The sequence below is a fragment of the Lentisalinibacter salinarum genome (genome assembly GCF_040706555.1).
Classification (GTDB): Bacteria; Pseudomonadota; Gammaproteobacteria; order Steroidobacterales; family Woeseiaceae; genus Lentisalinibacter; species Lentisalinibacter salinarum.
Map to the genome: position 1 here is coordinate 32,564 of NZ_JAPDRH010000005.1, position 25,991 is coordinate 58,554.

Annotated in this window: 23 protein-coding genes; 21 read left to right on the top strand and 2 right to left on the bottom strand. The window is 68.4% G+C overall.

What is annotated here, in order from left to right:
• Entirely contained in the window at positions 1 to 786 is a 786-nt protein-coding gene (map, locus tag ACJMKZ_RS17920; RefSeq protein ID WP_405234598.1) for a type I methionyl aminopeptidase, read from the bottom strand.
• A 239-nt stretch (positions 787 to 1,025) separates the two neighbouring features.
• On the opposite strand from map, the gene rpsB reads away from it, so the two are divergent.
• The 21 genes from rpsB to truD all read left to right on the top strand — a co-directional run bounded on the left by rpsB (position 1,026) and on the right by truD (position 25,420).
• Complete coding sequence (gene rpsB, locus ACJMKZ_RS17925; protein ID WP_405234599.1) at positions 1,026 to 2,093, top strand: 30S ribosomal protein S2; 1,068 nt, start codon at positions 1,026 to 1,028, stop codon at positions 2,091 to 2,093.
• 109 nt (positions 2,094 to 2,202) lie between these two features.
• Positions 2,203 to 3,072: a translation elongation factor Ts gene (gene tsf / locus ACJMKZ_RS17930; protein ID WP_405234600.1), complete on the top strand. Its 870-nt coding sequence runs from the start codon at positions 2,203 to 2,205 to the stop codon at positions 3,070 to 3,072.
• A gap of 163 nt (positions 3,073 to 3,235) precedes the next feature.
• Positions 3,236 to 3,964: a UMP kinase gene (gene pyrH / locus ACJMKZ_RS17935; protein ID WP_405234601.1), complete on the top strand. Its 729-nt coding sequence runs from the start codon at positions 3,236 to 3,238 to the stop codon at positions 3,962 to 3,964.
• Between the two features lie 19 nt (positions 3,965 to 3,983).
• Complete coding sequence (frr, locus tag ACJMKZ_RS17940; RefSeq protein WP_405234602.1) at positions 3,984 to 4,541, top strand: ribosome recycling factor; 558 nt, start codon at positions 3,984 to 3,986, stop codon at positions 4,539 to 4,541.
• A gap of 34 nt (positions 4,542 to 4,575) precedes the next feature.
• Positions 4,576 to 5,322: an isoprenyl transferase gene (locus tag ACJMKZ_RS17945; RefSeq protein ID WP_405234603.1), complete on the top strand. Its 747-nt coding sequence runs from the start codon at positions 4,576 to 4,578 to the stop codon at positions 5,320 to 5,322.
• Positions 5,319 to 6,119: a phosphatidate cytidylyltransferase gene (locus ACJMKZ_RS17950; RefSeq protein WP_405234604.1), complete on the top strand. Its 801-nt coding sequence runs from the start codon at positions 5,319 to 5,321 to the stop codon at positions 6,117 to 6,119. Before ACJMKZ_RS17945 ends, ACJMKZ_RS17950 begins: the two co-directional genes overlap by 4 nt.
• 145 nt (positions 6,120 to 6,264) lie before the next feature.
• The gene (gene rseP / locus ACJMKZ_RS17955; protein ID WP_405234605.1) at positions 6,265 to 7,623 is read left to right on the top strand and encodes an RIP metalloprotease RseP; all 1,359 of its coding nucleotides are present in this window, start codon (positions 6,265 to 6,267) and stop codon (positions 7,621 to 7,623) included.
• Between the two features lie 11 nt (positions 7,624 to 7,634).
• Positions 7,635 to 10,067, top strand: a complete 2,433-nt coding sequence (bamA, locus tag ACJMKZ_RS17960; RefSeq protein WP_405234606.1) for an outer membrane protein assembly factor BamA — start codon at positions 7,635 to 7,637, stop codon at positions 10,065 to 10,067.
• A gap of 26 nt (positions 10,068 to 10,093) precedes the next feature.
• The gene (locus ACJMKZ_RS17965; RefSeq protein ID WP_405234607.1) at positions 10,094 to 10,651 is read left to right on the top strand and encodes an OmpH family outer membrane protein; all 558 of its coding nucleotides are present in this window, start codon (positions 10,094 to 10,096) and stop codon (positions 10,649 to 10,651) included.
• Positions 10,652 to 10,685: 34 nt separating this feature from the next.
• Complete coding sequence (gene lpxD, locus ACJMKZ_RS17970) at positions 10,686 to 11,732, top strand: UDP-3-O-(3-hydroxymyristoyl)glucosamine N-acyltransferase (protein WP_405234608.1); 1,047 nt, start codon at positions 10,686 to 10,688, stop codon at positions 11,730 to 11,732.
• A gap of 28 nt (positions 11,733 to 11,760) precedes the next feature.
• On the top strand, positions 11,761 to 12,171 hold the full coding sequence (gene fabZ / locus ACJMKZ_RS17975; RefSeq protein WP_405234738.1) for a 3-hydroxyacyl-ACP dehydratase FabZ: 411 nt from the start codon (positions 11,761 to 11,763) through the stop codon (positions 12,169 to 12,171).
• Positions 12,172 to 12,182: 11 nt separating this feature from the next.
• Entirely contained in the window at positions 12,183 to 12,956 is a 774-nt protein-coding gene (gene lpxA, locus ACJMKZ_RS17980) for an acyl-ACP--UDP-N-acetylglucosamine O-acyltransferase (RefSeq protein WP_405234739.1), read from the top strand.
• Between the two features lie 7 nt (positions 12,957 to 12,963).
• Entirely contained in the window at positions 12,964 to 14,178 is a 1,215-nt protein-coding gene (gene lpxB / locus ACJMKZ_RS17985) for a lipid-A-disaccharide synthase (RefSeq protein WP_405234609.1), read from the top strand.
• Positions 14,175 to 17,741, top strand: coding sequence for a DNA polymerase III subunit alpha (gene dnaE / locus ACJMKZ_RS17990; protein ID WP_405234610.1), 3,567 nt, complete (start codon positions 14,175 to 14,177; stop codon positions 17,739 to 17,741). The genes lpxB and dnaE overlap by 4 nt, the downstream gene beginning before the upstream one ends.
• A gap of 64 nt (positions 17,742 to 17,805) precedes the next feature.
• Complete coding sequence (locus tag ACJMKZ_RS17995) at positions 17,806 to 18,765, top strand: acetyl-CoA carboxylase carboxyltransferase subunit alpha (RefSeq protein ID WP_405234611.1); 960 nt, start codon at positions 17,806 to 17,808, stop codon at positions 18,763 to 18,765.
• Complete coding sequence (gene tilS / locus ACJMKZ_RS18000) at positions 18,743 to 20,107, top strand: tRNA lysidine(34) synthetase TilS (protein WP_405234612.1); 1,365 nt, start codon at positions 18,743 to 18,745, stop codon at positions 20,105 to 20,107. The genes ACJMKZ_RS17995 and tilS overlap by 23 nt, the downstream gene beginning before the upstream one ends.
• A gap of 190 nt (positions 20,108 to 20,297) precedes the next feature.
• The gene (locus tag ACJMKZ_RS18005; protein WP_405234613.1) at positions 20,298 to 21,944 is read left to right on the top strand and encodes a CTP synthase; all 1,647 of its coding nucleotides are present in this window, start codon (positions 20,298 to 20,300) and stop codon (positions 21,942 to 21,944) included.
• Positions 21,941 to 22,789 carry a 3-deoxy-8-phosphooctulonate synthase gene (gene kdsA / locus ACJMKZ_RS18010; RefSeq protein WP_405234614.1) on the top strand — a complete coding sequence of 283 codons (849 nt, stop codon included), beginning with the start codon at positions 21,941 to 21,943 and terminating at the stop codon, positions 22,787 to 22,789. Before ACJMKZ_RS18005 ends, kdsA begins: the two co-directional genes overlap by 4 nt.
• Positions 22,790 to 22,824: 35 nt before the next feature.
• Entirely contained in the window at positions 22,825 to 24,114 is a 1,290-nt protein-coding gene (gene eno, locus ACJMKZ_RS18015) for a phosphopyruvate hydratase (RefSeq protein WP_405234615.1), read from the top strand.
• An 8-nt stretch (positions 24,115 to 24,122) separates the two neighbouring features.
• Positions 24,123 to 24,398 carry a septum formation initiator family protein gene (locus ACJMKZ_RS18020; RefSeq protein ID WP_405234616.1) on the top strand — a complete coding sequence of 92 codons (276 nt, stop codon included), beginning with the start codon at positions 24,123 to 24,125 and terminating at the stop codon, positions 24,396 to 24,398.
• A gap of 5 nt (positions 24,399 to 24,403) precedes the next feature.
• On the top strand, positions 24,404 to 25,420 hold the full coding sequence (gene truD / locus ACJMKZ_RS18025; protein ID WP_405234617.1) for a tRNA pseudouridine(13) synthase TruD: 1,017 nt from the start codon (positions 24,404 to 24,406) through the stop codon (positions 25,418 to 25,420).
• Between the two features lie 4 nt (positions 25,421 to 25,424).
• On the opposite strand, the gene ACJMKZ_RS18030 is transcribed toward truD, so the two are convergent.
• A complete protein-coding gene (locus ACJMKZ_RS18030; RefSeq protein ID WP_405234618.1) occupies positions 25,425 to 25,985 on the bottom strand; it encodes a Smr/MutS family protein in 561 nt (186 codons plus the stop codon).
• Positions 25,986 to 25,991: the final 6 nt, after the last annotated feature.

Below are 25,991 nucleotides of genomic sequence, written 5' to 3' on the forward strand. Positions count from 1 at the left end.
TCAGCCGCCCGCGGCGGCGGCTTCGCGCTCCGCGGCCCCGAGGGTGAGTATTTCGTGCCCGGTCTCGGTGACCAGCACGGTGTGCTCCCACTGGGCGGACAGCGAGTGGTCTTTGGTGACCACGGTCCAGCCGTCCGGAAGCAGTTTCACGTGGCGCTTGCCGGCATTCACCATGGGTTCTACGGTAATGCTCATGCCCGGCGCGAGTTCCATCCCCGTGCCCGGCTTGCCGTAGTGCAGCACCTGGGGATCCTCGTGAAAGCCCCGGCCGATGCCGTGCCCGCAGTATTCCCGCACCACCGAGCAGCGCTGGGACTCGACGTATTTCTGGATGGCGTGGCCGATATCGCCGAGATGCTTGCCGGGGGCCACCTGGGCGATGCCGCGCAGCATGCCCTCGCGGGCCACCGCGGCGACCCGCTCGGCCTGCACGGAGGGCTTGCCGACGTGGAACATCCGGCTGGTGTCGCCGTGGAACCCGTCCTTGATCACCGTGATGTCGATATTCACGGCGTCGCCGGACTTCAGCTGCCTGTCCCCCGGGATCCCGTGGCAGACGACGTGGTTCACGGAGGTGCAGATGGATTTCGGGAAGCCGCGGTAGTTCAGCGGCGCGGGCACCGCATCCAGTTCGTCGACGATGTAGCGGTGACAGATGGCGTCCAGCTCGTCCGTGGTCACCCCCGGTCGCACGTGCTCTCCGATCATGTCGAGCACGGTGGCGGCCAGCCGGCCGGCCACGCGCATCTTCTCCTGCTCCTCGGGTGTCTTTATGGTCACATTCATGGCAAAGGGGGGCGCCGGGTGTGCGCGGGGGGGTTACCTGGGGATCACGGGCGGGGCCGCTCTCCGTCGGGTTTCGCCGCCGCTGCGTTGTTGGACAAAGCGACCTATGGTATAAAGCGCGCGCCTGACAGGCAATCCGAAAACTTAATCCACACATGCACCGACACGGTCCGCCGGGTGCCCCGCCGAAAAGGGGTTGCGGTCCGAGGGTGTATGGAGGCTCAACCCGAGGAGACGACATGACTGACGTGAACATGCGCCAGCTGCTGGAGGCTGGTGTGCATTTCGGGCATCAGACCCGTTACTGGAACCCGAAGATGGCCCCCTTCATCTTCGGCGAACGCAACAAGATCCACATCATCAACCTGGAACGCTCGCTGCCGATGCTGCGGGATGCGGCCGGCTACGTGAAGAACCTGGTGTCCGACGGCGGCACCGTTCTGTTCGTCGGCACCAAGCGGTCCGCCCGTGAGGCCATCCGCAGCGAGGCCGAGCGCTGCAGCATGCCCTTCGTCAGCTACCGCTGGCTGGGCGGCATGCTCACCAACTTCAAGACCATCAAGGGCTCCATCAAGCGTCTCGGCGACATCGAGGCCATGAAGGAAGACGGCACGATGGAGCAGCTCACCAAGAAGGAGGGCCTGACCATCGAGCGCGAGCGGGAGAAGCTCGAGCGCAGTCTCGGCGGCATCAAACAGATGAATTCCCTGCCCGATGCGCTGTTCGTCATCGACGTGATGCACGAGAACATCGCCGTGGCCGAGGCGCGCAAGCTGGGCATCCCGGTGGTGGCCGTCGTGGACACCAACTGCTCGCCGGACGAGATCGACCACATCATCCCGGGCAACGACGACGCCATGCGCGCGATCCAGCTCTACACGGCGGTGATCGCCGACGCGGTGCTGGACGGCAAGGCTTCCGCCCCGGAGGCGGTCCTGGGCGACGACGAATTCGTCGAGCTGGACGAGCAGGGCCGGCCGACGAAGACGACGCGCAAGAAGGCTCCCGCGAAGAAGAAGGCCAAGAAGAAGACGGCGAAGAAGAAAGCCGTGGCAAAAGCGGACGATGCCGGCGAGGCAGCCGGGGCACCGGACGTGGCCGAAGCCCAGCAGTCGCAGCCGGCGGAAGAGCCCGCCCCCGGCGAGGAGCCGAAGCCGGAGGCCGAGGCCGCTGCGAAGGCGGTCGCCGATGAGCCGGGCACCGAGGCCGGCGCCGGCGCGCCGCAGCCCGAGGCAGCCGCCGAGGCGGCGGAGCAGGCCGGCGACGAAGGCGGGAAGGAAGCCGAGGAGCCGAAGAAGGAGGGCTGAGCCCTCCTGCGAGCCCTGGCTCCGGCCGATCGAGCCGGCGATTTGACGGAAGGAACATGGACGTGCCGCGTTGTCGCGGCCCCGTCCGCAAGGATTACGAGGTAGAGAGATGGCTGTAACTGCAGCGATGGTCAAGGAACTGCGCGAGCGTACGGGCGCAGGCATGATGGAGTGCAAGAAGGCACTGGTGGAGACGGACGGCGACCTGGAGGCTGCGGTCGAGCAGCTGCGCAAATCCGGCCAGGCCAAGGCGGACAAGAAGGCCGGCCGCGTGGCCGCCGACGGCAAGATCGTCATCGCCACCGGCGACGACGCTGTGGCCGTGGTCGAGGTGAACTCCGAGACCGATTTCGTCGCCAAGGACGACAACTTCTCCGCCTTCGCCGACAAGGTGGCCGCGCTGGTGCTGGCCCGACGTCCCGTCGGTCTCGACGAGCTGATGGCCGCCGACCTGGATGGGCAGACCGTCGAGGAGGCCCGCAAGGCGCTGATCGCCAAGGTGGGCGAGAACATCGGCGTGCGTCGCTTCCAGGTGGTGCCGGCCGACGGCAACACCGGCGTCTACAGCCACGGTGCCCGCATCGGCTCCGTTGTGGTCCTCGACGGCGGCGATGCCGAACTGGCCCGGGATCTGGCCATGCACGTGGCCGCCTCCAATCCCGCCTGCATCAGCGAGGCGGACGTGGACCCCGAGCAGCTCGCCTCCGAGCGGCGCATCCTGACCGAGCAGGCGCAGGACAGCGGCAAGCCGGCCGAGATCATCGAGAAGATGGTGGAGGGACGCCTGCGCAAGTGGCTGTCGGAGATCACGCTGGTAGGCCAGCCATTCGTGAAGGACCCGGACGTCACCGTCGGCAAGCTGCTGGGCAAGGCCGGCGCCACCGTGAAGCGCTTCGTGCGCTACGAGGTGGGTGAAGGCATCGAGAAGAAAGAAGAGAATTTCGCCGAAGAGGTGATGGCCCAGATTCAGGGCAGCTGAGGCCCGCGCCGGATCCCGCCGATGGCCTCGGCGCTGCCCGGTAGGATAGAATCGAGCGGCCCCGCCTGCGCGGGGCAGTTCTTATCGTACGCCTTGTCGTACGCCGGGTCAGGGGCCGCCTCAGCGCTGCCCGGTCCCGGCAACGCCCGGAGTCGCGCCGCCTATGTCTGAAGCCGAGCCAGGTCTGAAGCGCATCCTGCTTAAGTTGAGTGGCGAGGCGCTGCTGGGCAGCCTCGATTACGGCATCGATCCCGAGATCATCAAACGCATCGCCGGCGAGCTGCGCGACGTGCGCGAGCTGGGCATCGAAGTGGGCGTCGTGATCGGCGGCGGCAACATCTTCCGCGGCGCGGGGCTCGCCCGGGCCGGCATGGACAGGGTCACCGGCGATCACATGGGCATGCTGGCCACGGTCATCAATGCGCTGGCGCTGCAGGACGCTCTGGAGCGACTCGGCGTATACGCGCGGGTGATGTCGGCGCTGCAGATCCACGATGTCTGCGAGGACTACATCCGGCGCCGTGCCATCCGCCACCTGGAAAAAGGCCGGGTGGTGATCCTCGCGGCCGGCACCGGCAATCCATTCTTCACGACCGACACTGCGGCCAGCCTGCGCGCGATCGAGGTGGGCGCGGACATGCTGCTGAAGGCGACCAAGGTGGATGGCGTCTACAGCGCAGACCCGGTCACGGTTCCGGATGCCCGTCGTTACTCGACGGTGTCTTTCGACCAGGTGCTGACCGACAAGCTGAATGTCATGGATGCCACGGCGATCGTCATGTGCCGTGACAACGGCCTGCCGCTCAGGATCTTCGACCTGACGCGGCCCGGCGCTCTTCTGCGGGCGGTGCGCGGCGAGGACGTCGGCACCCTCGTCACCAACCAGGGCTAATGATCAGCGGAGACACGGAGTGATAGAGGACATCAAGAAAGACGCGGCGGAGCGCATGAAAAAGAGCGTGGTATCGCTGAAGCAGGAATTCACGAAGCTGCGCACCGGGCGCGCGCACACCAGCCTGCTGGACCACATCCACGTGGAATACTACGGGGCGGAGGTGCCGCTGAACCAGGTGGCCAACGTCGGTGTGGAAGACTCGCGCACACTGACCGTGGCGCCGTACGAGAAGCAGATGGTGCCGGTGGTGGAGAAGGCCATCATGAATTCCGACCTCGGGCTGAATCCGGCGACGGCCGGCACGGTCATCCGCGTACCGCTGCCGCCGCTGACCGAGGAGCGGCGCAAGGACATGATCCGCATCGTGCGCCACGAGGCGGAGGGCGGCCGCGTCGCCATCCGCAACATTCGCCGTGACGCCATGCACGACCTCAAGGAGCTCCTGAAGGAGAAGGAGATCAGCGAGGACGACGAGCGACGTGCCGAAGAGGCCATCCAGCAGCTCACCGACAAGTACGTGGCCGAAGTGGACCAGCAGCTGTCCGAGAAAGAGAAGGAGCTCCTCGAGTTCTGAGAGACACCCGTCTCACGTTTCCCATGGTCCGCCGATGAGCAATAGTCCCAACAGCCCGCCCGCGAGACTGCCGCGTCACGTGGCCGTCATCATGGACGGCAACGGGCGCTGGGCGCGACGCCGCGGGCTGCCGCGCCAGCTGGGCCACCGCTCCGGCATCGGGCCGGTGCGCACCACGGTCGAGACCTGCGGCAAGCTGGGCATCGAGTATCTCACCCTGTTCGCGTTCTCCAGCGAGAACTGGTCAAGGCCCCGGGAGGAGGTCACCGGGCTGATGCGGCTGTTCGTCGAGTCGCTGAAGCGCGAGGTGACGGAGCTGCACGAGAACGATGTGAAGCTGACCTTCGTCGGCGCGCGGGAGCGGCTGCCCGGCGGCCTGGTAAACCAGATGGAGGAAGCGGAGCGCCGCACCGCCGACAACACGGGCCTGCGCCTGGTCATCGCTGCGGCCTACGGCGGGCGCTGGGACATCGGCCAGGCGGCCCGATCGCTGGCCGCCGAGGTGGCGGAGGGCCGGCGCAGCGTGGAATCCGTCGATGAGGAGGCGGTGGCCTCCCGGCTCGCACTGGCCGGCTGTCCGGACCCGGATCTCCTGATCCGCACCGGCGGCGAGCGGCGTATCTCGAATTTCCTGCTCTGGAACCTGGCCTACACCGAGCTGTACTTCAGCGACACGCTGTGGCCGGACTTCGACGCCGCGGAGTTCCACGAGGCACTCGCGTATTTCGCACAGCGCAAGCGGCGCTACGGCCGTACCCAGGAACAGCTCGAGGTCGGATGATGCTGCGCCAGCGTGTCATCACCGCGGTGATCGCGGTCGTGCTGATCCTGCTCGCGCTGTTCGTATTCCCGTCGTCCCTGACCCTCGTGCTGCTCGGCGTGCTGATCGTCGCCGGCGGCTGGGAATGGGCGGCCTTCCTGGGCGCAGAGGGTGCCGCACGCGGTCTCTTCCCCGCGGTGCTGGCCGTGGCGATCGCCGCAGTCTGGTGGGCGGTGCCCCAGTTCCTCCCGCTGCTGCCCGTGCTGCTGGCCGCGCTGGCCTTCTGGCTGGTGGCGGCCGTGCTGGTGATGCGCTATCCCATCCGCGTGCCGCGCTGGCTGATCTGGGTGGGCGGGCTCGCCATCCTGGTGCCGGCTTATCTGGCGCTGGGCACGCTGTATATGGGCGAGCCGCGCGGGCCGCAGGTGGTGCTGTTCGTGCTCGCCGTCATCTGGTCCGCGGACATCGGCGCCTATTTCGCCGGCCGTCGCTTCGGCCGCGTGAAGCTGGCACCGAAGGTCAGTCCCGGCAAGACCTGGGAAGGGGTGTTCGGCGGTCTGGCGGCAGCCACGCTCGTCTGCATCGCCGGCGCCTGGTGGTTCGGCGTCTCGCTGACGATCCTGCTGCCGTTGTCGCTGGCCGCAACGCTGCTGTCGATCATCGGCGACCTGACCGTGAGCCTGTTCAAGCGCAGCGCCGGCGTGAAGGACAGCGGGCACCTGTTCCCCGGCCATGGCGGTGTCCTGGACCGGGTTGACAGCCTGGCGGCCGCCTCCCCCCTGTTCCTGTTGATGCTGAGACTGCTCGGCTTGGCATGAGCGGGGCCAAGGGCAGCGCCTGCGCCCGGCACCGTTCGGGGAACCCCCGCCACGCCGGCGCTGTCTGTCTGTGTGGGCGGGACGGCGTCCGCAGTGGCGGGGCCATCCTTTATACTGGCGGACTTTGCGCGCGGGGAACCGGTCTTTGGGCACCATATTGACATCCGTCGTGGCCTTCGTCGTGGCGATCAGCCTGCTGATCGCCATCCACGAGTACGGCCATTACATCGTCGCGCGGCTGTTCGGCATCAAGGTGCTGCGCTACTCCATCGGCTTCGGCAAGCCGTTGTGGAGCATCCGCCGTGGCGCGGACGACACCGAGTACTGCATCTCCGCGCTGCCGCTGGGCGGCTACGTCAAACTGCTGGACGGGCGCGAGACCGAGATCGCCCCGGAGGACCAGGGCCGCGCCTTCGACCAGAAGCCGGTGCCGCAGCGCATTGCGGTGCTGTTCGCGGGGCCTGCCTTCAATTTCCTGTTCGCCATCGCCGCCTACTGGATACTGTTCGTCCAGGGCGTCGCCGTGGTGGCGCCGGTGGTCGGCGAGGTGGAGCCCGGCTCCTACGCCGCGGAAGCCGGGCTGGCTTATGAAGACCGGATCCTGCAGGTCGGCGGCAAGGACGTCTCGGGCTGGGAGGACACCCTGATCACCCTGCTGGGCGACATGGTCGATGACGGCCGCGTGCGGCTCACCGTGGAGCGCGCGGACGGCTCCACCGAGCGGCTGACGATCGACGTTGGCCGGGACGCGGCGCGGCTGACGGAGCCGGGGGTACTGTTCGACGGTCTCGGATTCCGCCCGTGGTCGCCGCCGGTGGTGGTGGGCGAGGTAAACCCGGACAGCGCGGCCGAGGCGGCGGGGCTCGAATCCGGAGATCGTATCGAGGCGGTCGACGGCGAGCCGGTGGCCAGCTGGCGGGAGCTGACCGAGGCGCTGTCGCCGCGGCCGGGTGAGACGGTGGCCATCACCTATCGCCGCGACGGCGACACACGTACCGTGGAGACGACGCTGGGCGAGATGGAGAGCGACGGCGAGCGCCGTGGCATCCTCGGCATCAGCAACCGCATCGAGCCCTCCGAGCGGCGCATCAGCATCCAGGAATACGGGCCGCTCGAGGCGGTGGCGGAGGCCACCGGCAAGATGGTGGATACCACGGTCTTCACCGTCCGCATGCTGTTCCGCATGGTGGTCGGAGACGTCTCGCTGAAGAATATCAGCGGCCCGGTGAACATCGCCCAGTACGCAGGCTCGTCCGCCAGCGCCGGCAGCGAGTATTTCATCGGCTTCCTGGCGGTGGTGAGCATCAGCCTGGGCGTGCTGAACCTGCTGCCGATCCCCATGCTGGACGGCGGCCAGATCGTCTACCAGACGGTGGAGTGGATCAAGGGCACCCCCTTGTCCGAGCGGGCGCAGATGATCGGCCAGCAGGTTGGAATACTCGCGCTAATCGCTATCATGGGCCTCGCTTTCTACAACGACCTAACGCGTATCTTCGCGCCATAAGGAATCACGGTTTGTTCTCGTCCGATCGGTTTACGACTCCGGATCGCGCCGGCCGCCCGCTGCTCCGCGGCGGCTGGCTGTTACTCGCACTGGCCCTGCTGTCGACGGCGGCCCTGACGGCGAGGGCCGACGAGTTCGTGGTGCGCGACATGCGGGTGGAAGGCCTGCAGCGCATCTCGGAGGGCACCGTGTTCAACTACCTGCCGATCAACCTCGGCGACACGCTGACGCCCCAGCGGGTGCGAGAGGCCATCCGCGCCCTGTACCGGCAGGGGCTGTTCGAGGACATCGCCTTCCGGCGCGACGGCAACACGCTGGTGATCGTGGTGGAGGAGCGACCCTCCATCGCCGAGTTCACCATCGAGGGCAACAAGGACATCAAGACCGAAGACCTGATGCAGTCGTTGCGCGGCGTGGGGCTCGCCCGCGGCAAGACCTTCGACCGCTCGGTGCTGGAGGAGGTGACCCGCTTCCTGACGGAGCAGTACTACAGCCGCGGCAAGTACGGCGTCTCCGTGGTCGCGAACGTGGAGGACCGGCCGAACAACCAGGTGGCCATCTCCATCGACGTGAAGGAGGGCGAACGCGCCCGTATCCGCCAGATCAACATCGTCGGCAACGAGGAGTTTCGCGACGAGGAGATCCGCGACCAGTTTGAACTGCAGACGCCCAACTGGCTGTCGTTCATCCGCCAGGACGACCGCTACGCCAAGGAATCGCTGTCCGGCGACCTGGAGAGCCTGCGCTCGTTCTACATGGACCGGGGTTTCGCGGACTTCCGGGTGGAGTCCACCCAGGTGGCGATCAGCCCGGACAGGAAAGACATCTACATCACCATCAACGTGCGCGAGGGCGAGCGCTACGAGATATCCGACATCAAGCTGGCGGGCGAGATGGTGGTGCCGAGAGAGGAGCTGGAGCGGCTGATCCTCGCGAAACCCGGCGAGACCTTCAACCTGCAGCGGCTCACCCAGACCTCGGAGCTGATCTCCTTCCGCCTGGGCGCCGACGGCTACGCCCAGGCCGAGGTAGAGCCCGTGCCGGACCTGGATCGGGAGAACAAGCTCGCCGACGTCACGATCTACATCGAGCCCAACAACCGGGTCTACGTCCGCCGCATCAATTTCAACGGCATCGACAGCGTGGCCGATGAGGTGCTGCGCCGGGAGATGCGCCAGATGGAGGGCGGCTATCTCTCCAACACGCTGGTCGACCGCTCGAAGGTCCGTCTGCAGCGCCTGCCCTACATCGAGGAGGTGCAGGTCGACACCGCGCCGGTGCCGGGTACCCCGGACCTGGTCGACGTGAATTACGACCTGAAGTACGGCCTGCCCGGCCAGTTCGGCGGCGGCGTCGGCTACTCCGAGGCCCAGAAGCTGATCCTGAACGGCAACTTCGTGCACTCGAATTTCCTCGGCACGGGCAACCGGGTGGCCGCCGAGATCAACTCGGGGCGCTTCAGCACGGCCTACAGCATCTCGTACACGGATCCCTATCGCACCATCGACGGCGTCCGGCGCACGCTGTCCGTGGGCTACCGGGACATCACGCAGTTCACCTCGTCCGCGTCGGACTTCTCCACCGAGACGATCACCGCCGGCATCGACTACGGCTACCCGATTACCGAGTATCAGACGCTTTCCTTCGGGCTGGCGCTGCAGGACGCCGAACTCGTCGCCTCGACCTTCAGCACCCGGCAGGCCCAGGAGTGGGTGCTGAACAACGGCAACCCGCGGGTGGAGGATCTCGGCAACGGCAATTCGCTGTTCGTCACCGACTTCAAGACGCTGGAGCTGGTAGCCGGCTGGACCTACGACAGCCGCAACCGGGCCATCTTCGCCGACCGGGGCACGCGCCAGCGCTTCGTCGTCTCCGCCGCCGTGCCGGGCAGCGACGTGGAGTACTACACGGCGCGCTACGACCTGCTGAAGTACTTCCCGATCACCCGCAACTGGATCGTCTCCTTCGCCTCGGAGTTCGCTTTCGGCGAGGGTATCAACGAGACCACGGCGCTGCCGCCCTACAAGCAGTTCTACGCCGGCGGGCCGGGCTCGGTGCGCGGCTTCGCGGAGTCGGATCTGGGACCGGTGGACAGCTTCGGCAACCCCTACGGCGGCAACCTTTTGGTCACGAGCCAGCTTGAGCTTATAATCCCCGTCCCTGAAAGCCTGCGCGGCCGCACGCGCTTCAGTCTGTTCTACGACGTCGGCAACGTATTCAACACGGGAGAGGTGGCCTTCACCGACAGGCTCGGTGACCCGATCACCTACGACTTCGAATCGGGCGAACTGAGGCAGTCCGTCGGCATCGCCGCCGAGTGGCTGGCTCCGCTGGGCCTCTTCCGCTTCAGTTACGCGATGCCGCTGAACGAAGTCTCGGGTACGGATCGCATCTTCGGTGATCGGGTCGAGCGCTTTCAGTTCTCGATCGGAAACGCATTTTGACGCCACTTTCAAGCACGGGAAACGGTATGAAATTCAAGACCCATCAAGGACCCCTCGGATTTTCCATCCTCGCACTGGCACTCCTGGCGCTGGCGACGCCCGTGTCACAGGCGTGGGCGCAGTCCAGCGTCAAGATCGGCGTGGTCTCGCTGCCGCGCCTCCTGAAGGAGGCACCCCAGGCGCAGGCATCCATGGCCGAGCTGCAGCAGGAGTTCGCGCCGAGAGAGCGCAGCATCCGTGCCAAGCAGGAGGAGTTTCAGAGTCGCAGCGAGCAGGTACAGCGCGACCTCGCGGTGATGAGCGAGGAGGAGCGGCGCACGGCCGAGCGCGAGCTGCGGGAGTCCCAGCGTGACACCCAGCGTCTGCTGGAGGAGTTCCGCGAGGACTACAACCTGCGGGTGAACGAGGAACTGGGCAAGCTGCAGCGCTCGCTGCTGAAGGAAGTGCAGGATTACGCCCGCGCCTCGGGCTACGATCTCATCGTCGGCGACGGCGTGCTGTATGCCAGCGACGTGGTGAATATCACCGACGAGGTCCTGCGCGAGCTGCAGGGCAACTTCGACGCCGGATCCGCTTCCGAGTAGGCGCGGCGGCCCGCACGGTGACGGGGCCGACGGCGTGAGCCTGTCGCTCGGCGAGATCGCCGCCCGGTTCGGCTGCGAACTGCACGGCGATCCGGACGTCGCGGTCAGCAGGGTGGCGACGCTCGCCAACGCCGGGCCGGACGCCGTGGCCTTCCTCGCCAACCCTGCCTATCGGTCCGCCCTGGCGGACACGGCCGCGGGCGGCGTGCTGCTCGCCGCCAACGAGGCCGACGCCTGCCCGGTGCCGGCGCTGGTCTGCACCGACCCCTACGTGACGTATGCCCGGGTGGCGTCCCTGCTGTATCCGCCGCGGCTGCCGGAGCCCGGCGTGAGCGAGTCGGCCACCGTCGACGAATCGGCCGTCGTACCGGCTTCCGCCGCGGTGGGGCCGGGCGCGCGCATCGGTCCCGGCGTCGTCCTGGGCGAACACGTGGCCGTCGGGCCCAACTCGGTCGTGGAAGCCGGCTGCCGGCTGGGCGAAGGCACCCGCCTGCTCGCCAACGTCACGCTCTGCCACGGGGTGCGCCTCGGCGCCCGCTGCCTGATCCATCCGGGAGCGGTGATCGGTGCCGACGGCTTCGGCATCGCGCGCGCGCCTGAGGGCTGGATCAAGGTGCCCCAGGTGGGCTCGGTCACCATCGGCGACGACGTGGAGATCGGCGCCAACAGCTGCGTGGACCGGGGCGCCATCGAGGACACCGTGATCGGCGACGGGGTCAGAATCGATAACCTCGTGCAGATAGCGCACAATGTGCGAATCGGGGATCATTCGGCGCTGGCCGCGATGGTGGGGATAGCCGGCAGCACGGAAGTCGGCAAGCGCTGCCTGTTCGGGGGCGCTTCCGGCGTCGTCGGGCACGTGAAGATCGCCGACGACGTCATCCTGGGCGGCCGCTGCATGGTCACCAGCGACATCCGCAAGCCCGGCATGTACGGTAGTGCGATGCCCCATCAGGAAATCGCCGTATACCGCAGGAATGTGGCCCGCTTCCGCCAGATCGACCGTATGGCGCGCAGGCTCAAGCAGTTAGAGAAGGCGCTCGGCATAGGAAGAGGCATTGGAAGAAAAGGATCCGACTGAATTCTCGCGGATCGATATCCGCGGCATCATGGAGCTGCTGCCCCATCGTTATCCCTTCCTGCTGGTGGACAGGGTGCTGGAGAACGAGAAGGGCAAGCGGCTGGTGGCGGTGAAGAACGTCACTATCAACGAGGAGTTCTTCGAGGGCCATTTCCAGGGCCGGCCGGTCATGCCGGGCGTGCTGATCATCGAGGCTCTGGCCCAGGCCACCGGCCTGCTGACCTTCACCTCCTTCGACTCCCCGGACTCCGGCAACGTGTATTTCCTGGTGGGCGTCGACAAGGCTCGCTTCCGCCGACCGGTGGTGCCCGGGGACCAGCTGCGCCTGGAAGTGAGCCTGACGCGGCGCATCCGCAACGTCGTGCGTTTCCGGGGCACGGCCACCGTTGACGGGGAGAAGGCGGCCGAGGTGGAACTCATGTGCGCGCCGGGGCGCTGACGGAGGAGGCGATGGGCATCCACGAGACCGCCATCATCGACCCGTCGGCCCGCATCGACGGTGACGTGGAGATCGGGCCGTACAGCATCGTCGGCCCGCACGTGGAGATCGGCGCGGGCACGCGCATTGGTCCGCACGTGGTCATCCGCGGGCCCACCCGCATCGGCCGGGACAACCGCATCTTCCAGTTCGCCTCCGTGGGCGACGACCCGCAGGACAAGAAATACGCCGGCGAAGACACGCGGCTCGAGATCGGCGACCGCAACACCATACGCGAGTACTGCAGCATCAACCGGGGCACCTCCCAGGACGTCGGCGTCACCCGCATCGGCGACGACAACTGGCTGATGGCCTACGTGCATATCGCCCACGACTGCCAGGTGGGTAACAACGTGATCATGGCCAACAACGCCACACTGGCCGGCCACGTGCACGTGGGCGACTGGGCCATCTTCGCCGGGTTCTCGGGCGCTCACCAGTTCTGCCGCGTCGGCGCCCACTGCTTCCTCGGCATGTATGCCGGCGTCTCCAAGGACGTGCCGGCCTACGTCATGGTGATGGGCCAGCCGGGCGAACCCCGCGGCATCAACGCGGAAGGGCTGAAGCGCCGGGGTTTCACGAAGGAGCAGATCCGCAATATCCGTGAGGCCTATCGCATCCTCTACCGCAGCGGGCAGAAGCTTGCCGAGGCGCTCGAGACACTCAGTGCGCTGGCCGCGGAACAGCCGGAACTCCTGCCCATGGTGGAGTCCATCCGCTCCTCGGAGCGGAGCATCATCCGCTGACCGGGGCGTGGGGCGAGAGTCAGGCAGCCCGCTCATCGCCGTAGTCGCCGGCGAGGCTTCGGGGGATCGTCTCGGCGCCGGACTGATCGCCGCCATCCGCGAACGCTGCCCCGGCGCACGCTTCGAGGGCGTGGCCGGGCCGGCCATGCGGGAGGCCGGCTGCGAGGCCTTGTTCGACACCGACGCGCTGGCGGTGATGGGCATCGCCGAAGTCGTCGGCCATCTGCCCCGCCTGGTCGCCATCCGCCGCTCGCTGGTGCGTCGCTGGTCCGCCGCGCCCCCCGATCTGCTGGTGGGCATCGACGCGCCGGACTTCAACCTCGGGCTGGAGAAGAAGCTCCGCCGCCGGGGCGTCACCACCGTGCAATACGTCAGCCCCTCGGTCTGGGCCTGGCGGCCGCGGCGGCTGAAGAAGATCCGCAAGGCCTGCGACCGGGTGCTCTGCCTGCTGCCGTTCGAGAAACGCTTCTACGACGAGCGTGGCCTGGATGCCGTGTTCGTCGGCCATCCTCGCGCCGAGTCCATCCCGCGGCAGCCGGATGCTGCTGCGGCCCGCCGCGCGCTCGGCCTGGCGAATGGAGGGGCCAATGATGAGGATAGCAGCGGGGGCAATGGCGCCGGCGAGGTGGTGGCGCTGCTGCCGGGCAGCCGCGCCGGCGAGGTGGGACGGCTGGCGCCGCACTTCCTCCGCACGGCGGACTGGCTGGCCCGGCGGCGGCCGGGTATCCGTTTCGTGGCCGCGCTGGCCGGCGCCGGCGCACGCACGGCTTTCGAGGCGGCACGGGCGGAGGTGGCACCCGACCTGCCGGTGACGCTCTGCGACAGCGGCGTGGATCTGCCGCTGGCTGCCTGCGATGTCGCCCTCGTGACCTCGGGGACGGCCACGCTGGAGGCGGCGCTGTACGGCCGCCCGATGGTGGTGGCCTACCGGCTGTCGCCGACCACGCTGGCGCTCGTGCGGTGGCTGAATCTCATCCGGGTGGAGAATTTCGCGCTGCCGAACCTGCTGGCGGGGCGCACGCTGGTGCCCGAATTCCTGCAGGAGGAGGCCGTGGCGGAGCGCATGGGGCCGGCGCTGGCGGCCTGGCTGGACGAACCCGAGCGCCGCGCCGGGGCCGAGCGCGAGTTTGCTAGAATCCATGCTGAACTCGCCCGGGGCGCCGACGGCCTGGCAGCGCAGGCGGTGCTGGAGATGTTGCCGGGCGCGGGGTGTGACCAGTGAAACCTTTCGTCCATCTGCATCTGCATACCGAGTATTCGCTGGTGGACAGCGTCGTGCGGATCGGGCCGCTGATGTCCGCCGTCGCCGATCAAGGCATGCCGGCGGTCGCGCTCACCGACCAGAGCAACCTGTTCGCGCTGGTGAAGTTCTACAGGAGCGCGCTCGCCCGCGGCGTCAAGCCGCTGATCGGGCTGGACCTGCTGCTCGCCGACGAGGACGATCCGCAGCGCCCCAGCCACCTGGTGCTGCTTTGCCAGAACCGGGCCGGCTACCGCAACCTCACACGGCTGGTGACGCGCACCTACCTGGACGGCCAGTACCGGGGCGTGCCCATGGCGCGGCGCGAGTGGCTGGACGCGGACACGACCGCGGGTCTCATCGCGTTGTCGGGCGGCATCCAGGGCGACATCGGCCGCGCCGTGATCTCCGGCCGCGAGGACCTGGTGGCCGAGCGCAGCGAACACTGGGCGCGGCTGTTCCCGGACCGTTTCTACCTGGAGGTCACGCGCACCGGGCGGCCGGGCGAGGACGCGTGCCTGGCGGAGGCCGTGCGCCTCGGCGATCGCCTCGGACTGCCGCTGGTGGCCACAAACGACGTGCGTTTCCTCGCGGCGGACGACTACGACGCCCACGAGGCCAGGGTGTGCATACACCAGGGCCGCACCCTCGAAGACGGCGACCGTCCCCAGGACTACAGCGACCGCCAGTATCTGCGCAGCGCGGAGGAGATGGCGGAACTGTTTGCCGACCTGCCCGAGGCGCTCGCCAACAGCGTGGAGATCGCGCGGCGCTGCAACGTGGAGATGCGCCTGGGCGAGAGTTTCCTGCCGGAGTTCCCCGTGCCGGTGGGCCGGACCACGGACGAGCACCTGCGCCTGGAGGCGGCCGCACGGCTCGAGAAGAAACTGGCCGCAGGCGGGCTGCGCGGCGGCAGCCGCGCGGACTACGAGGCGCGGCTCGAGCGCGAACTGGAAGTCATCTGCAGCATGGGCTTCCCGGGCTACTTCCTGATCGTGGCGGACTTCATCCGCTGGGCGCGTGAGAACGGCGTACCGGTGGGGCCCGGACGCGGATCCGGGGCCGGCTCGCTGGTGGCCTGGGTGCTCGGCATCACCGACCTGGACCCGCTGGAGCACGACCTCCTGTTCGAGCGCTTCCTGAACCCGGAGCGGGTCTCCATGCCCGACTTCGACGTGGACTTCTGCATGGAAGGACGCGACCGGGTCATCGACTACGTGGCCGAACGCTACGGCCGCGACCAGGTCTCCCAGATCATCACCTACGGCACCATGGCCGCGAAGGCCGTGGTGCGCGATGCCGGCCGGGTGCTCGGCCATCCCTACGGCTTCGTGGACCGCATCGCCAAACTGATTCCGTTCGAGCTGGGCATCACCCTGGACAAGGCGCTGGAGCAGGAACCGGAGCTGGCCCAGCTCTGTCGCGACGACGAGGAGGTGCGCGGGGTCATCGACCTGGCGCGCAAGCTCGAGGGTCTGGTACGCAACGCCGGCAAGCACGCCGGCGGCGTGGTGATCGCCCCAACGACGCTTACCGACTTCGCCCCGCTGTATTGCGAGGAGGGCGGGCACAACGTCGTCACCCAGTTCGACAAGGACGACGTCGAGGCGGCCGGCCTGGTGAAATTCGACTTCCTCGGGCTGCGCACCCTCACCGTGATCGACCGGGCGGTGGCCAACGTGAACGCGGAACGGGCACGCCAGGACGAGCCGGCGATCGACATCAGCGAGGTGGCGATGGACGATGCGCAGACCTTCGAGCTGCTGCGCGCCTGCCGCACCACCGCCGTGTTCCAGCTCGAATCCCGCGGCATGAAGGACCTCATCAAGCGTCTGCAGCCGGACTCCTTCGAGGATCTCGTGGCGCTGGTGGCGCTGTTCCGGCCGGGGCCCCTGCAGTCGGGCATGGTGGACGACTTCATCGCGCGCAAGCACGGCGACCAGAAGGCGGTGATCGACTACCTGCATCCGGACCTTGAGCCGGTGCTGAAGCCGACCTACGGCGTGATCCTGTACCAGGAGCAGGTCATGCAGATCGCCCAGGTGCTGGCCGGCTACACGCTGGGCGGCGCGGATCTCCTGCGCCGCGCCATGGGCAAAAAGAAGCCCGAGGAGATGGCCAAGCAGCGGGAGGTGTTCGTCAGCGGCGCGGAGGCCCGCGGCGTCGAGACCGCCACCGCCACCCGCATCTTCGACCTGATGGAGAAGTTCGCGGGCTACGGCTTCAACAAGAGCCATTCCGCCGCCTACGCCGTGCTGTCCTATCAGACGGCGTGGCTGAAGGCCCATTATCCGGCGGCGTTCATGGCCGCCGTCATGTCCACCGATATGGATCACACCGACAAGCTCGTCTCGCTGAAGGACGACTGCCGGGAGATGGGCATCGAGATCGAGCCACCGGACGTCAACCGCTCGGATTTCGTCTTCGGCGTCTCCCGCGGCGAAGCCATCCGCTACGGCCTCGGCGCAATCAAGGGCGTCGGCCGTGGCGCGGTGGAGTCCATCGTTGCGGAGAGGGAGGCGAACGGGCCGTACCGGGACCTGATGGAGTTCTGCCGGCGGGCGGACCTGGAACGGGTGAACCGGCGCACGCTGGAGGCGCTGGTCAAGGCGGGGGCCATGGACGGCATCGGCGCCAATCGCCGCACGCTGATGACCCTGCTGCCGGAGGCCGTTAAGAGCGCCGAGCAGGAGGCGCGCGCATCGGCCGCGGGCCAGGACGACCTGTTCGGGCTGCCGACCGCCGCGCCGCCGAGGCCGATGCCGCAGGCGAGCCCGCAGCTCGCGGAATGGAACGAACAGGAGCGACTGGCGGCGGAGAAGGAGAGCCTGGGCCTGTATCTCACCGGCCACCCATTTCACTCGGTTGCCGGGGACGCCCGGCATTTCACCTCCGGCACCCTGCGCGATATCACCTCGGCCCGGCCGCCGAGCACGGACAACGGCGAACGGGACTATTCCCAGTCGCGCCGGGAGGTCGTCGTAGCCGGGCTGATCATCGATATCCGCAAGCGCGGCAACCGGGTCACGGTGGTGCTGGACGACGACACCGGGCGCATCGAGACGAGCCTGTTCTCCGAGGCTTTCATGGAGAACCGGCACCTGTTGGTGAAGGACCGCATCATCGTGGTCGAGGGCCGCATGCGCTACGACGAGTTCATCGACGGCTGGACCGTGGTGGCGAAGACCGTGCGCGACATCGACCGGGTGATCGAGGAGCGGGCGCGGCATCTGGTGCTCTCGCTGGACGTGAACGGCAGCGGCCGGGAGGTGCTGAACAGCCTGCACGAGATCCTGCTGCCCTATCGCAGCAGCCCCGGGAATGGTCCCGGTGATGATCCGGGCAACGGCGCGGCCGGCGGCCGGGGCGGGCGTGCGCGCTGCGACGTGGCGGTGCAATACGTGGGCAGCGACGCCACCGTGCGGCTGAATCTCGGCGAGGACTGGTGCATTCGCCCGACCCGGGACCTCAGAGACAAGCTCGAGGATCTGCTCGGCCGCGGCGGGGTGCGGCTGGTGTACGCCGCGGATCAGGCGTCTTTGTAGTAGGCTTGTCGTTCGCGTGACACGCAGCTCGTAGGCGGGGGAGGGCGCCGGCACCGATATGGCGATGGATCTCAAGTTTCTGGATTTCGAACAGCCGATCGCCGAGCTGGAGGCGAAGATCGACGAACTGCGCTTCGTCGGCGACGACTCCGAGGTGAACATCGGCGAGGAGATCGAACGGCTGAAGTCGAAGAGCGAGGCGCTCACCCGCAGCATATTCTCCGATCTCAGCGCGTGGCAGATCGCCCAGCTCGCCCGTCACCCCATGCGGCCGTACACCCTGGACTACCTGCCGCTCGTGTTCGAGGACTTCCAGGAGCTGCACGGCGACCGCATGTACGCGGACGATCACGCCATCGTGGGCGGGCTCGCCCGGCTGGAAGGACGCGCGGTGGTGGTGATCGGCCACCAGAAGGGCCGGGATACCAAGGAGCGCGTGCGGCGCAACTACGGCATGCCGAAGCCGGAGGGCTATCGCAAGGCGCAGCGCCTGATGCAGCTGGCCGAGAAGTTCTCGCTGCCGGTGATCACGCTGATCGACACGCCGGGGGCCTACCCGGGGGTCGGTGCGGAGGAGCGCGGGCAGAGCGAGGCGATCGCGCGCAGCCTGTTCGTGATGGCGGAACTGGAGACGCCCATCATCGCGGTGGTCATCGGCGAAGGCGGGTCCGGCGGTGCGCTCGCCATCGGCGTGGGCGACCGGCTGCTGATGCTGCAGTACGCCGTCTACAGTGTGATCTCGCCGGAAGGCTGCGCCTCCATCCTGTGGAAGAGTGCCGAGAAGGCCAGGGAAGCCGCCGAGGCGATGCGCATCACGGCGAAGAGCCTGCACCAGTTCAAGCTGATCGACGAGATCATCCCCGAACCCCTCGGCGGCGCCCATCGCGATCCCCGCGCCGCGGCGGATACCCTGAAGAACGCGCTGATCAGACACCTGGACGAGCTGGAGGCGGGCGACATCGGCCAAGTGCTGGAGAAGCGCCGCCAGCGGCTGGCATCCTTTGGCGAGTTCAGGGACGGCTGAACCGCCGGCATTCGGTCCCGGCGCCCTCGAGGACACTCTGCGCGGCCTGCTCGGTCTGTCGCGCGGCGAGCCGCTACCTCCCCTGGTCGTCGCTTTCAGCGGCGGCGCGGATTCGACGGCGCTGCTGCATGCCGGCGTCTCGCTGCCGGACTGCCGCGTGCGGGCGCTGCATGTGGACCACGGGTTGCAGGAGGAGTCGGCCGCCTGGGCGGAACATTGTCTGCGTGCGGCCGCCGGCCTCGGCGTTGAGTGCCGCGTGCTGCGGGCCGAAATCACCCGGGAGGCCATCGATGCGGAGGGAGTCGAGGGCGCTGCGCGGCAGGCGCGCTACCGGCTGCTGGCCGCGGCGCTGGAAGCCGGCGAGTGCCTGCTGACGGCACAGCACCGACAGGACCAGCTCGAGACCGTCCTTCTCCAGCTCCTTCGCGGCGCCGGGCTGCCGGGGCTGGCCGCCATGGCAGCGATCGCCCCACTGGGCGCCGGCCGGCTGCTGCGCCCCCTGCTGGGCCGGGGCCGGGACGAGCTCTGCGATTACCTCCGCGCCCGTGGCATCGACTGGCTGGAGGACCCCGCCAACAGCGACCCGCGCTTCGATCGCAGCTACCTGCGCCGGGAGATCGTGCCGCGGCTGCTCGCGCGCTGGCCCGCGGCGGACCGCAATGCCGCGCGCAGTGCCCGGCATCTCGCCGAGGGTGCCGGGCTGCTGCGGCAACTGGCCGCGGCGGACCTGGACCGCTGCGATGCGGGCAGGGGCAGGCTGGACGCCGGGCGGCTGCGGAGACTGCCGCGGGCGCGGCAGGGCAATGCGCTCCGGCACTGGTTGCGCAGCGGCGGGTGCCGGGCGCCGGACGCGCAACACCTGGATCGTCTGCTGGAGGAGGTGGTGGCCGGTCGGGGCGAACAGCCGCGGCTGCGTCTCGGCGGGGCGGAGATCTGCCGCTACCGGGATCGTCTGTATATGCTCCGCGGGCAGCCGGTCGAGATCTCTGCCGGGCCGCTCGCGCTGGTTCCCGGCGACACGCTGGAGCTGCCCGGCGGCCTCGGCCGGCTGGCGCTGCGGCCGGGCGCGCGGACCGGCCTGGATCCCGCACTGGTCGCGGGCGGCTGCGACGTGCGCTTTCGCAGCGGCGGCGAGAGCCTGGCACCCGCTGCCGACCGCCCCACGCGGCGGCTGAAGCAGCTGCTGCGCGAAGAGGGCATCGTGCCCTGGATGCGGGGACGGCTGCCGCTGATCTACTGCGGCGACGAACTCGTGGCCGTGGCCGACCTCTGGATGGCGGCACAACGGTGCTGCGAAGGCGGCGTCGCCGTGGTCTGGGAGGGCCGTCCGCCGCTGTACTGAGCATCGCCGCGGCACCGTCCCGATTGTTTGCCCGGTCGGCTTCTGGTAGCTTTGAGTACCGTCTTTCAACATCCGTCGGGCTTGAGTTGGGGGTCGGAGTAAGCATACGCCCGGGCGCTGTCTGCGGGCGGTAGAACGTGTGCTTACTCCGGCCCCTTGCTATTGGCCGACATCCCCGCGGGGTTCTTCCATGACGTGCTACGTATTCATCACCGGCGGTGTGGTCTCCTCACTCGGCAAGGGCATCACCTCCGCCTGCCTCGGCGCTATCCTGGAGTCCCGGGGCCTGAAGATCAGCATGATCAAGCTGGACCCCTACATCAACGTGGACCCGGGCACGATGAGCCCCTTCCAGCACGGCGAGGTGTTCGTGACCGCGGACGGGACCGAGACCGACCTGGACCTGGGCCACTACGAGCGTTTCGTGCGCACGACCACCGGGCGCAACAGCAACTTCACCACGGGGCGTATCTACGAGAGCGTCATCGCCAAGGAACGGCGCGGTGACTACCTGGGCGCCACCGTGCAGGTGATCCCGCACATCACCGACGAGATCAAGGAGAGCGTCCGCCGTGGCGCCGGCGACGCCGACGTCTGCATGGTGGAGATCGGCGGTACGGTGGGCGACATCGAGTCGCTGCCGTTCATGGAGGCGATACGCCAGATGGGCGTGGAGGAGGGCCGCGACCGGGTGGTGTACGTCCACCTGACGCTCGTGCCCTATATCGCCACTTCCTCCGAGATCAAGACCAAGCCCACCCAGCACTCGGTGAAGGAACTGCGCTCCATCGGCATCCAGCCGGACGTGCTGGTCTGCCGTTCCGAGCACCCTTTGCCGGCGGAGCAGCGGCGCAAGATCGCGCTGTTCACCAACGTGGCCGAGAACGCGGTGATCTCCGCCATCGACGTGGACGACCTCTACAAGATCCCGATGATGCTGCGCGACCAGGGCCTGGACCAGATCGTGGTCGACCATCTCGGCATGGAACTGCCGCCGGCCGACCTCGGCGAGTGGGAGGACGTGGTGCACGCCAAGCAGCATCCCACCGGCGAGGTCAACGTGGCGATGGTGGGCAAGTACGTGGACTTCCGCGATTCCTACATCTCGCTGTCCGAGGCGCTGCTGCACGCGGGTATCCACACCTCCACCCGGGTGAATATCCATTACTTCGAGTCCCAGGACATCGAGACCGACGGCGCGGACTGCCTGCGGGACATGGACGCCATCCTGGTGCCCGGCGGCTTCGGCGAGCGCGGGGTCGAGGGCAAGATCAGCGCCGTGCGGCTCGCCCGGGAGAACGGCATTCCCTATCTCGGCATCTGTCTGGGCCTGCAGGTGGCCGTGATCGAATTCGCCCGCCACGTGGCCGGACTCGACGGGGCCCACAGCACGGAATTCGGGCGCGGCACGCCGCACCCGGTGATCGCGCTCATCACCGAGTGGCAGACCGAGGAAGGCCGCGTCGAGGAGCGCGACGAGGAATCCGACCTGGGCGGCTCCATGCGCCTCGGCGCCCAGCCCGTGCAGCTGGCCGAAGGCTCGCTGGCCCGCGAGACCTACGGCAAGCCGACCGTGCACGAGCGCCACCGGCACCGTTACGAGGTGAACAACAACTACAGGCCGGCGCTGGAGGAGGCGGGCATGCGCTTCTCGGGCACCTCGCTGGACGACCTGGTGGAGATGGTGGAACTGCCGGCTCATCCCTGGTTCCTGGCGAGCCAGTTCCACCCCGAGTTCACCTCCAACCCCCGTGACGGCCATCCGCTGTTTACCGGTTTCATCAGCGCCGCGCGGCGCTACCGGGAAGGCGAGGTGCCGGAGGCCGCGCGGGCATGAAGCTCGCTCACTTCGAGGCGGGGCTGGACCGGCCGCTGTTCCTCATCGCCGGCACCTGCGTGGTGGAGAGCGAGCAGCTCGCCATCGATACCGCGGGCCGGCTGAAGGAGATCACAGACGGCCTCGGCATGCCGTTCATCTACAAGTCGTCCTTCGACAAGGCCAACCGGAGTTCGGCGGGCAGCTTCCGCGGGCCGGGAATGGAGGAGGGCCTCAGGGTGCTCTCCGAAGTGCGGCGCCAGGTCGGCGTGCCGGTACTCACGGACGTCCACGAGGACACGCCCCTGGACGAGGCGGCCGCGGTTGCGGACGTGCTGCAGACGCCGGCATTCCTCTGCCGCCAGACCAATTTCATCCTGCGCGTCTCGTCCCAGGGGCGGCCGGTCAACATCAAGAAAGGCCAGTTCCTCTCGCCCTGGGAGATGGGCAACGTGGTCGACAAGGCACGCTCCACCGGCAACGAGCAGGTCCTGGTGTGCGAGCGCGGCTTCACCTTCGGCTACAACAACCTGGTCTCCGACATGCGCAGCCTGGCGGTCATGCGCGAGACCGGCTGTCCGGTGGTTTTCGACGCCACGCACTCGGTGCAGCTGCCCGGCGGCAAGGGCAGTGCCTCCGGCGGGCAGAGAGAGTTCGTGCCGGTGCTGGCGCGGGCGGCGGTGGCGGCCGGCGTAGCGGGCGTGTTCATGGAGACCCACCCGGATCCCGAGCGCGCCCTGTCGGACGGACCGAATGCCTGGCCGCTGGACCGGATGGAGGCATTGCTCGGGGTGCTGCAGGCGCTCGACGGTACCGTCAAGCAGAGCGGATTCGCCGAGGCCGAGTTCGGCCTGCAGGCCAGATAACGACTCAGAACAACACAGATAGACCAGGAGACAGCATGGGTCAGATCGCCGACATCCGTGGCCGCGAGATCATCGATTCGCGCGGCAACCCCACGGTCGAAGCCGACGTTATCCTGCAGAACGGGATCATCGGCCGGGCCGCCGTGCCCTCGGGCGCTTCCACCGGGGCCCACGAGGCCGTGGAACTGCGCGACGGCAACCCGGACCGCTACGGCGGCAAGGGCGTGCGCAAGGCGGTGGGCAACGTCAACGGCGCCATCCGCGATGCGCTCGTGAGCATGGACGTCCACGACCAGACCACCATCGATCGACGCCTCATCGAACTCGACGGCACGGACAACAAGTCGCAGCTCGGCGCCAACGCCATCCTCGCCGTCTCCCTCGCCTGCGCCCACGCGGCATCCCGGTCCTCCGGCGTGCCGCTGTATCGGCTGATGGGCGAGGAATCGGTGATGCCCGTGCCCATGATGAACATCATCAACGGCGGGGCTCACGCGGACAATAACGTCGACATCCAGGAGTTCATGATCCTGCCGGTCGGGGCGCCGCGCTTCGCGGAAGCCGTGCGCGCAGGCGCCGAGATCTTCCACACGCTGCGCAAGGTGCTGCACGGCCGCGGGCTGAACACGGCGGTGGGCGACGAAGGCGGCTTCGCGCCGGACCTGCCTTCCAACCGGGCGGCGCTGGATACCATTGCCGAGGCGGTGGAGAAGGCAGGCTTCAGACTGGGCGAGGACATCATGCTCGGGCTGGACGTGGCGAGTTCCGAGTTCTACCGCGACGGCGTTTACCGACTGGAATCCGAGGACCGCGAGTTCGACGCCGCAGGGTTCGTGGACTACCTGGCCGGCCTGGTCGATGCCTATCCCATCATCACCGTCGAGGACGGCATGGCCGAGGACGACTGGGACGGATGGAAACTGCTGACCGAACGCCTCGGCGGCCGCATCCAGCTGGTCGGCGACGACCTGTTCGTGACCAACACCCGCATCCTGTCGCGCGGCATCGAGAACGGCATCGCCAACTCCATCCTCATCAAGCCGAACCAGATCGGTACTCTCACCGAGACCCTGTCCGCCATCGACATGGCGGTGGAGGCCGGCTACAGCGCCGTCGTGTCGCACCGATCCGGCGAGACGGAGGACTCCACCATCGCGGATATCGCGGTCGGTACCCGCGCCACGCAGATCAAGACCGGCTCCATGTCGCGTTCGGACCGCATCGCGAAGTACAATCAGCTACTGCGGATCGAGGAGGCCCTGAATCATCACGCGAGCTACGCGGGTCGCGGGGCCTTCCCGCTTTCGGAGGCTGAAGAAGGCTGAAGACTGACGTGCGCTGGTTCCTCGCCCTGCTGCTGTTCCTGTTCCTGGGCCTCCAGGCGGACCTCTGGCTGTCCGAGGACGGTTACCGAAAGACCCGCGAGCTGCGGCGCGCGGTGGCCGAGGCAAGGGAGGAGAACGAGGCCCTGGCGGCGCGCAATGCGGCGCTGGAAGCCGAAGTGCAGAACCTGAAGACGGGCTCCGAGGCGGCCGAGGAGCGCGCCCGCAGCGATCTCGGCCTGATCGGCCCGCGCGAGACCTTCTACCAGGTCGTCCCGGCCGACTGAGCCCCATGCACGTCCCCGACTGGCCCCGCGCCGGCGGGTCCGTTGCCGGCGCGGCCCGGCTGAAGTCCTCGGCCGAGGACTTCATCGTCGAGGAGGAGCTCGGCTTCGAGCCGTCCGGCGACGGTCCCCATCACTATCTGTTCGTCGAGAAGACCGGCTGCAACACGCAGTGGGTGGCGTCCCGGCTGGCGCGCCACGCCGGCGTGCGCTCGCGGGACGTGGGCTATGCGGGATTGAAGGACCGGCACGCCCGCACCCGGCAGTGGTTCAGTGTGCCGCTGCGCGATGCGGCGCCGACCGACTGGGAGGGTTTCGCGGCCGAGGGGGTGCGGCTCCTGTCGGTGACCCGCAACCGGCGCAAGCTGCGTCGCGGGGCGCTGTCGGGCAATCGCTTCGAGCTGCGGCTGCGCGATGTGCAGGCCGACCAGGCGATGCTGGAAGCGGGTCTGGAACGCGTCGCCGTCGACGGCGCGCCGAACTATTTCGGCAACCAGCGCTTCGGCCGCGAGGGCGGCAACCTGGAGCTGGCCCGGCGGCTGTTCGCCGGCGAGCGCCTCCGCCGCCGCGAACGCGAGTTCGCCCTGTCCGCGGCCCGCGCGTGGCTCTTCAATCAGGTGCTGGCGCGCCGGGTCCGGGACGGCAGCTGGGACCGTGCACTGGACGGCGAGGTGCTGATACTCGACGGCCGGGGCAGCGTCTTCAACACGGAGGCGTCCGACGAGTCGCTGGCCGCCCGGGTCGTGTCGGGCGAGGTGCACCCCACCGGACCGCTCTGGGGCCGGGACGGGCCGCGGCCCGCCGCAGCGGCGGCGGCCGTGGAACAGGCGGTGGCGGCGGAGTGGGAATGGCTGGCTGCGGGTCTGGAGGCGGCCGGCCTGGAGATGTCCCGGCGGAGCCTCCGCCTCGTGCCCCGGGCGCTGGAGTGGTCCCGGGAAGACGACGAGTGTCTGCTGCTGCGTTTCTCGCTGCCCGCCGGGGAATATGCGACCACCCTCGTGCGCGAGCTGCTCGAGACCGCCTGAGCCGTCAGAGCGGCTTCAGGAGGACGTACACCGCCCCGGTCCCGCCGTGGGCGGGTTTCGCCGAGGCGAATGCGAGCACGCCGTCCCATTGCCGCAGCCAGCCGTCGACGCGCTGCTTCAGCACCGGCCCGCGATGTCCCGAACGCTTGCCCTTGCCGTGGATCACACGGACGCAGCGATGACCGAGGGAGCGGCTCTCGACGAGGAACTCTTGCAGCGCGTGCTTGGCCTCGTTCACGGTCAGGCCGTGCAGGTCGGTCTCGGCTTCGATGCGGTAGCCGCCGCGGACGAGCTTCTGCATGGCCCGGGAGCTGAGCCCGGCTCGATGGAAGCGCAGCTGCTCGCCGCTGAGGCGCTCCTGGTCGGCCACGGTATGGGTCAGGCTCTCGGTCAGGACCGCGGCCTCGTCGGCGCGCCGGAAGCGCGCCTCGGGCGCCGGCGGGCGGCGGCGCGTCTCTATGCGGTCCGGTCGTATGCGCCTGGCGTCGCCCACGCTGGCGCGGAAGAGTTCGATGTCTTCTTCGCTCAGCCCGGCTCGGTCGCCGCCCTGTCTGTCGTCCGTCATCGACCG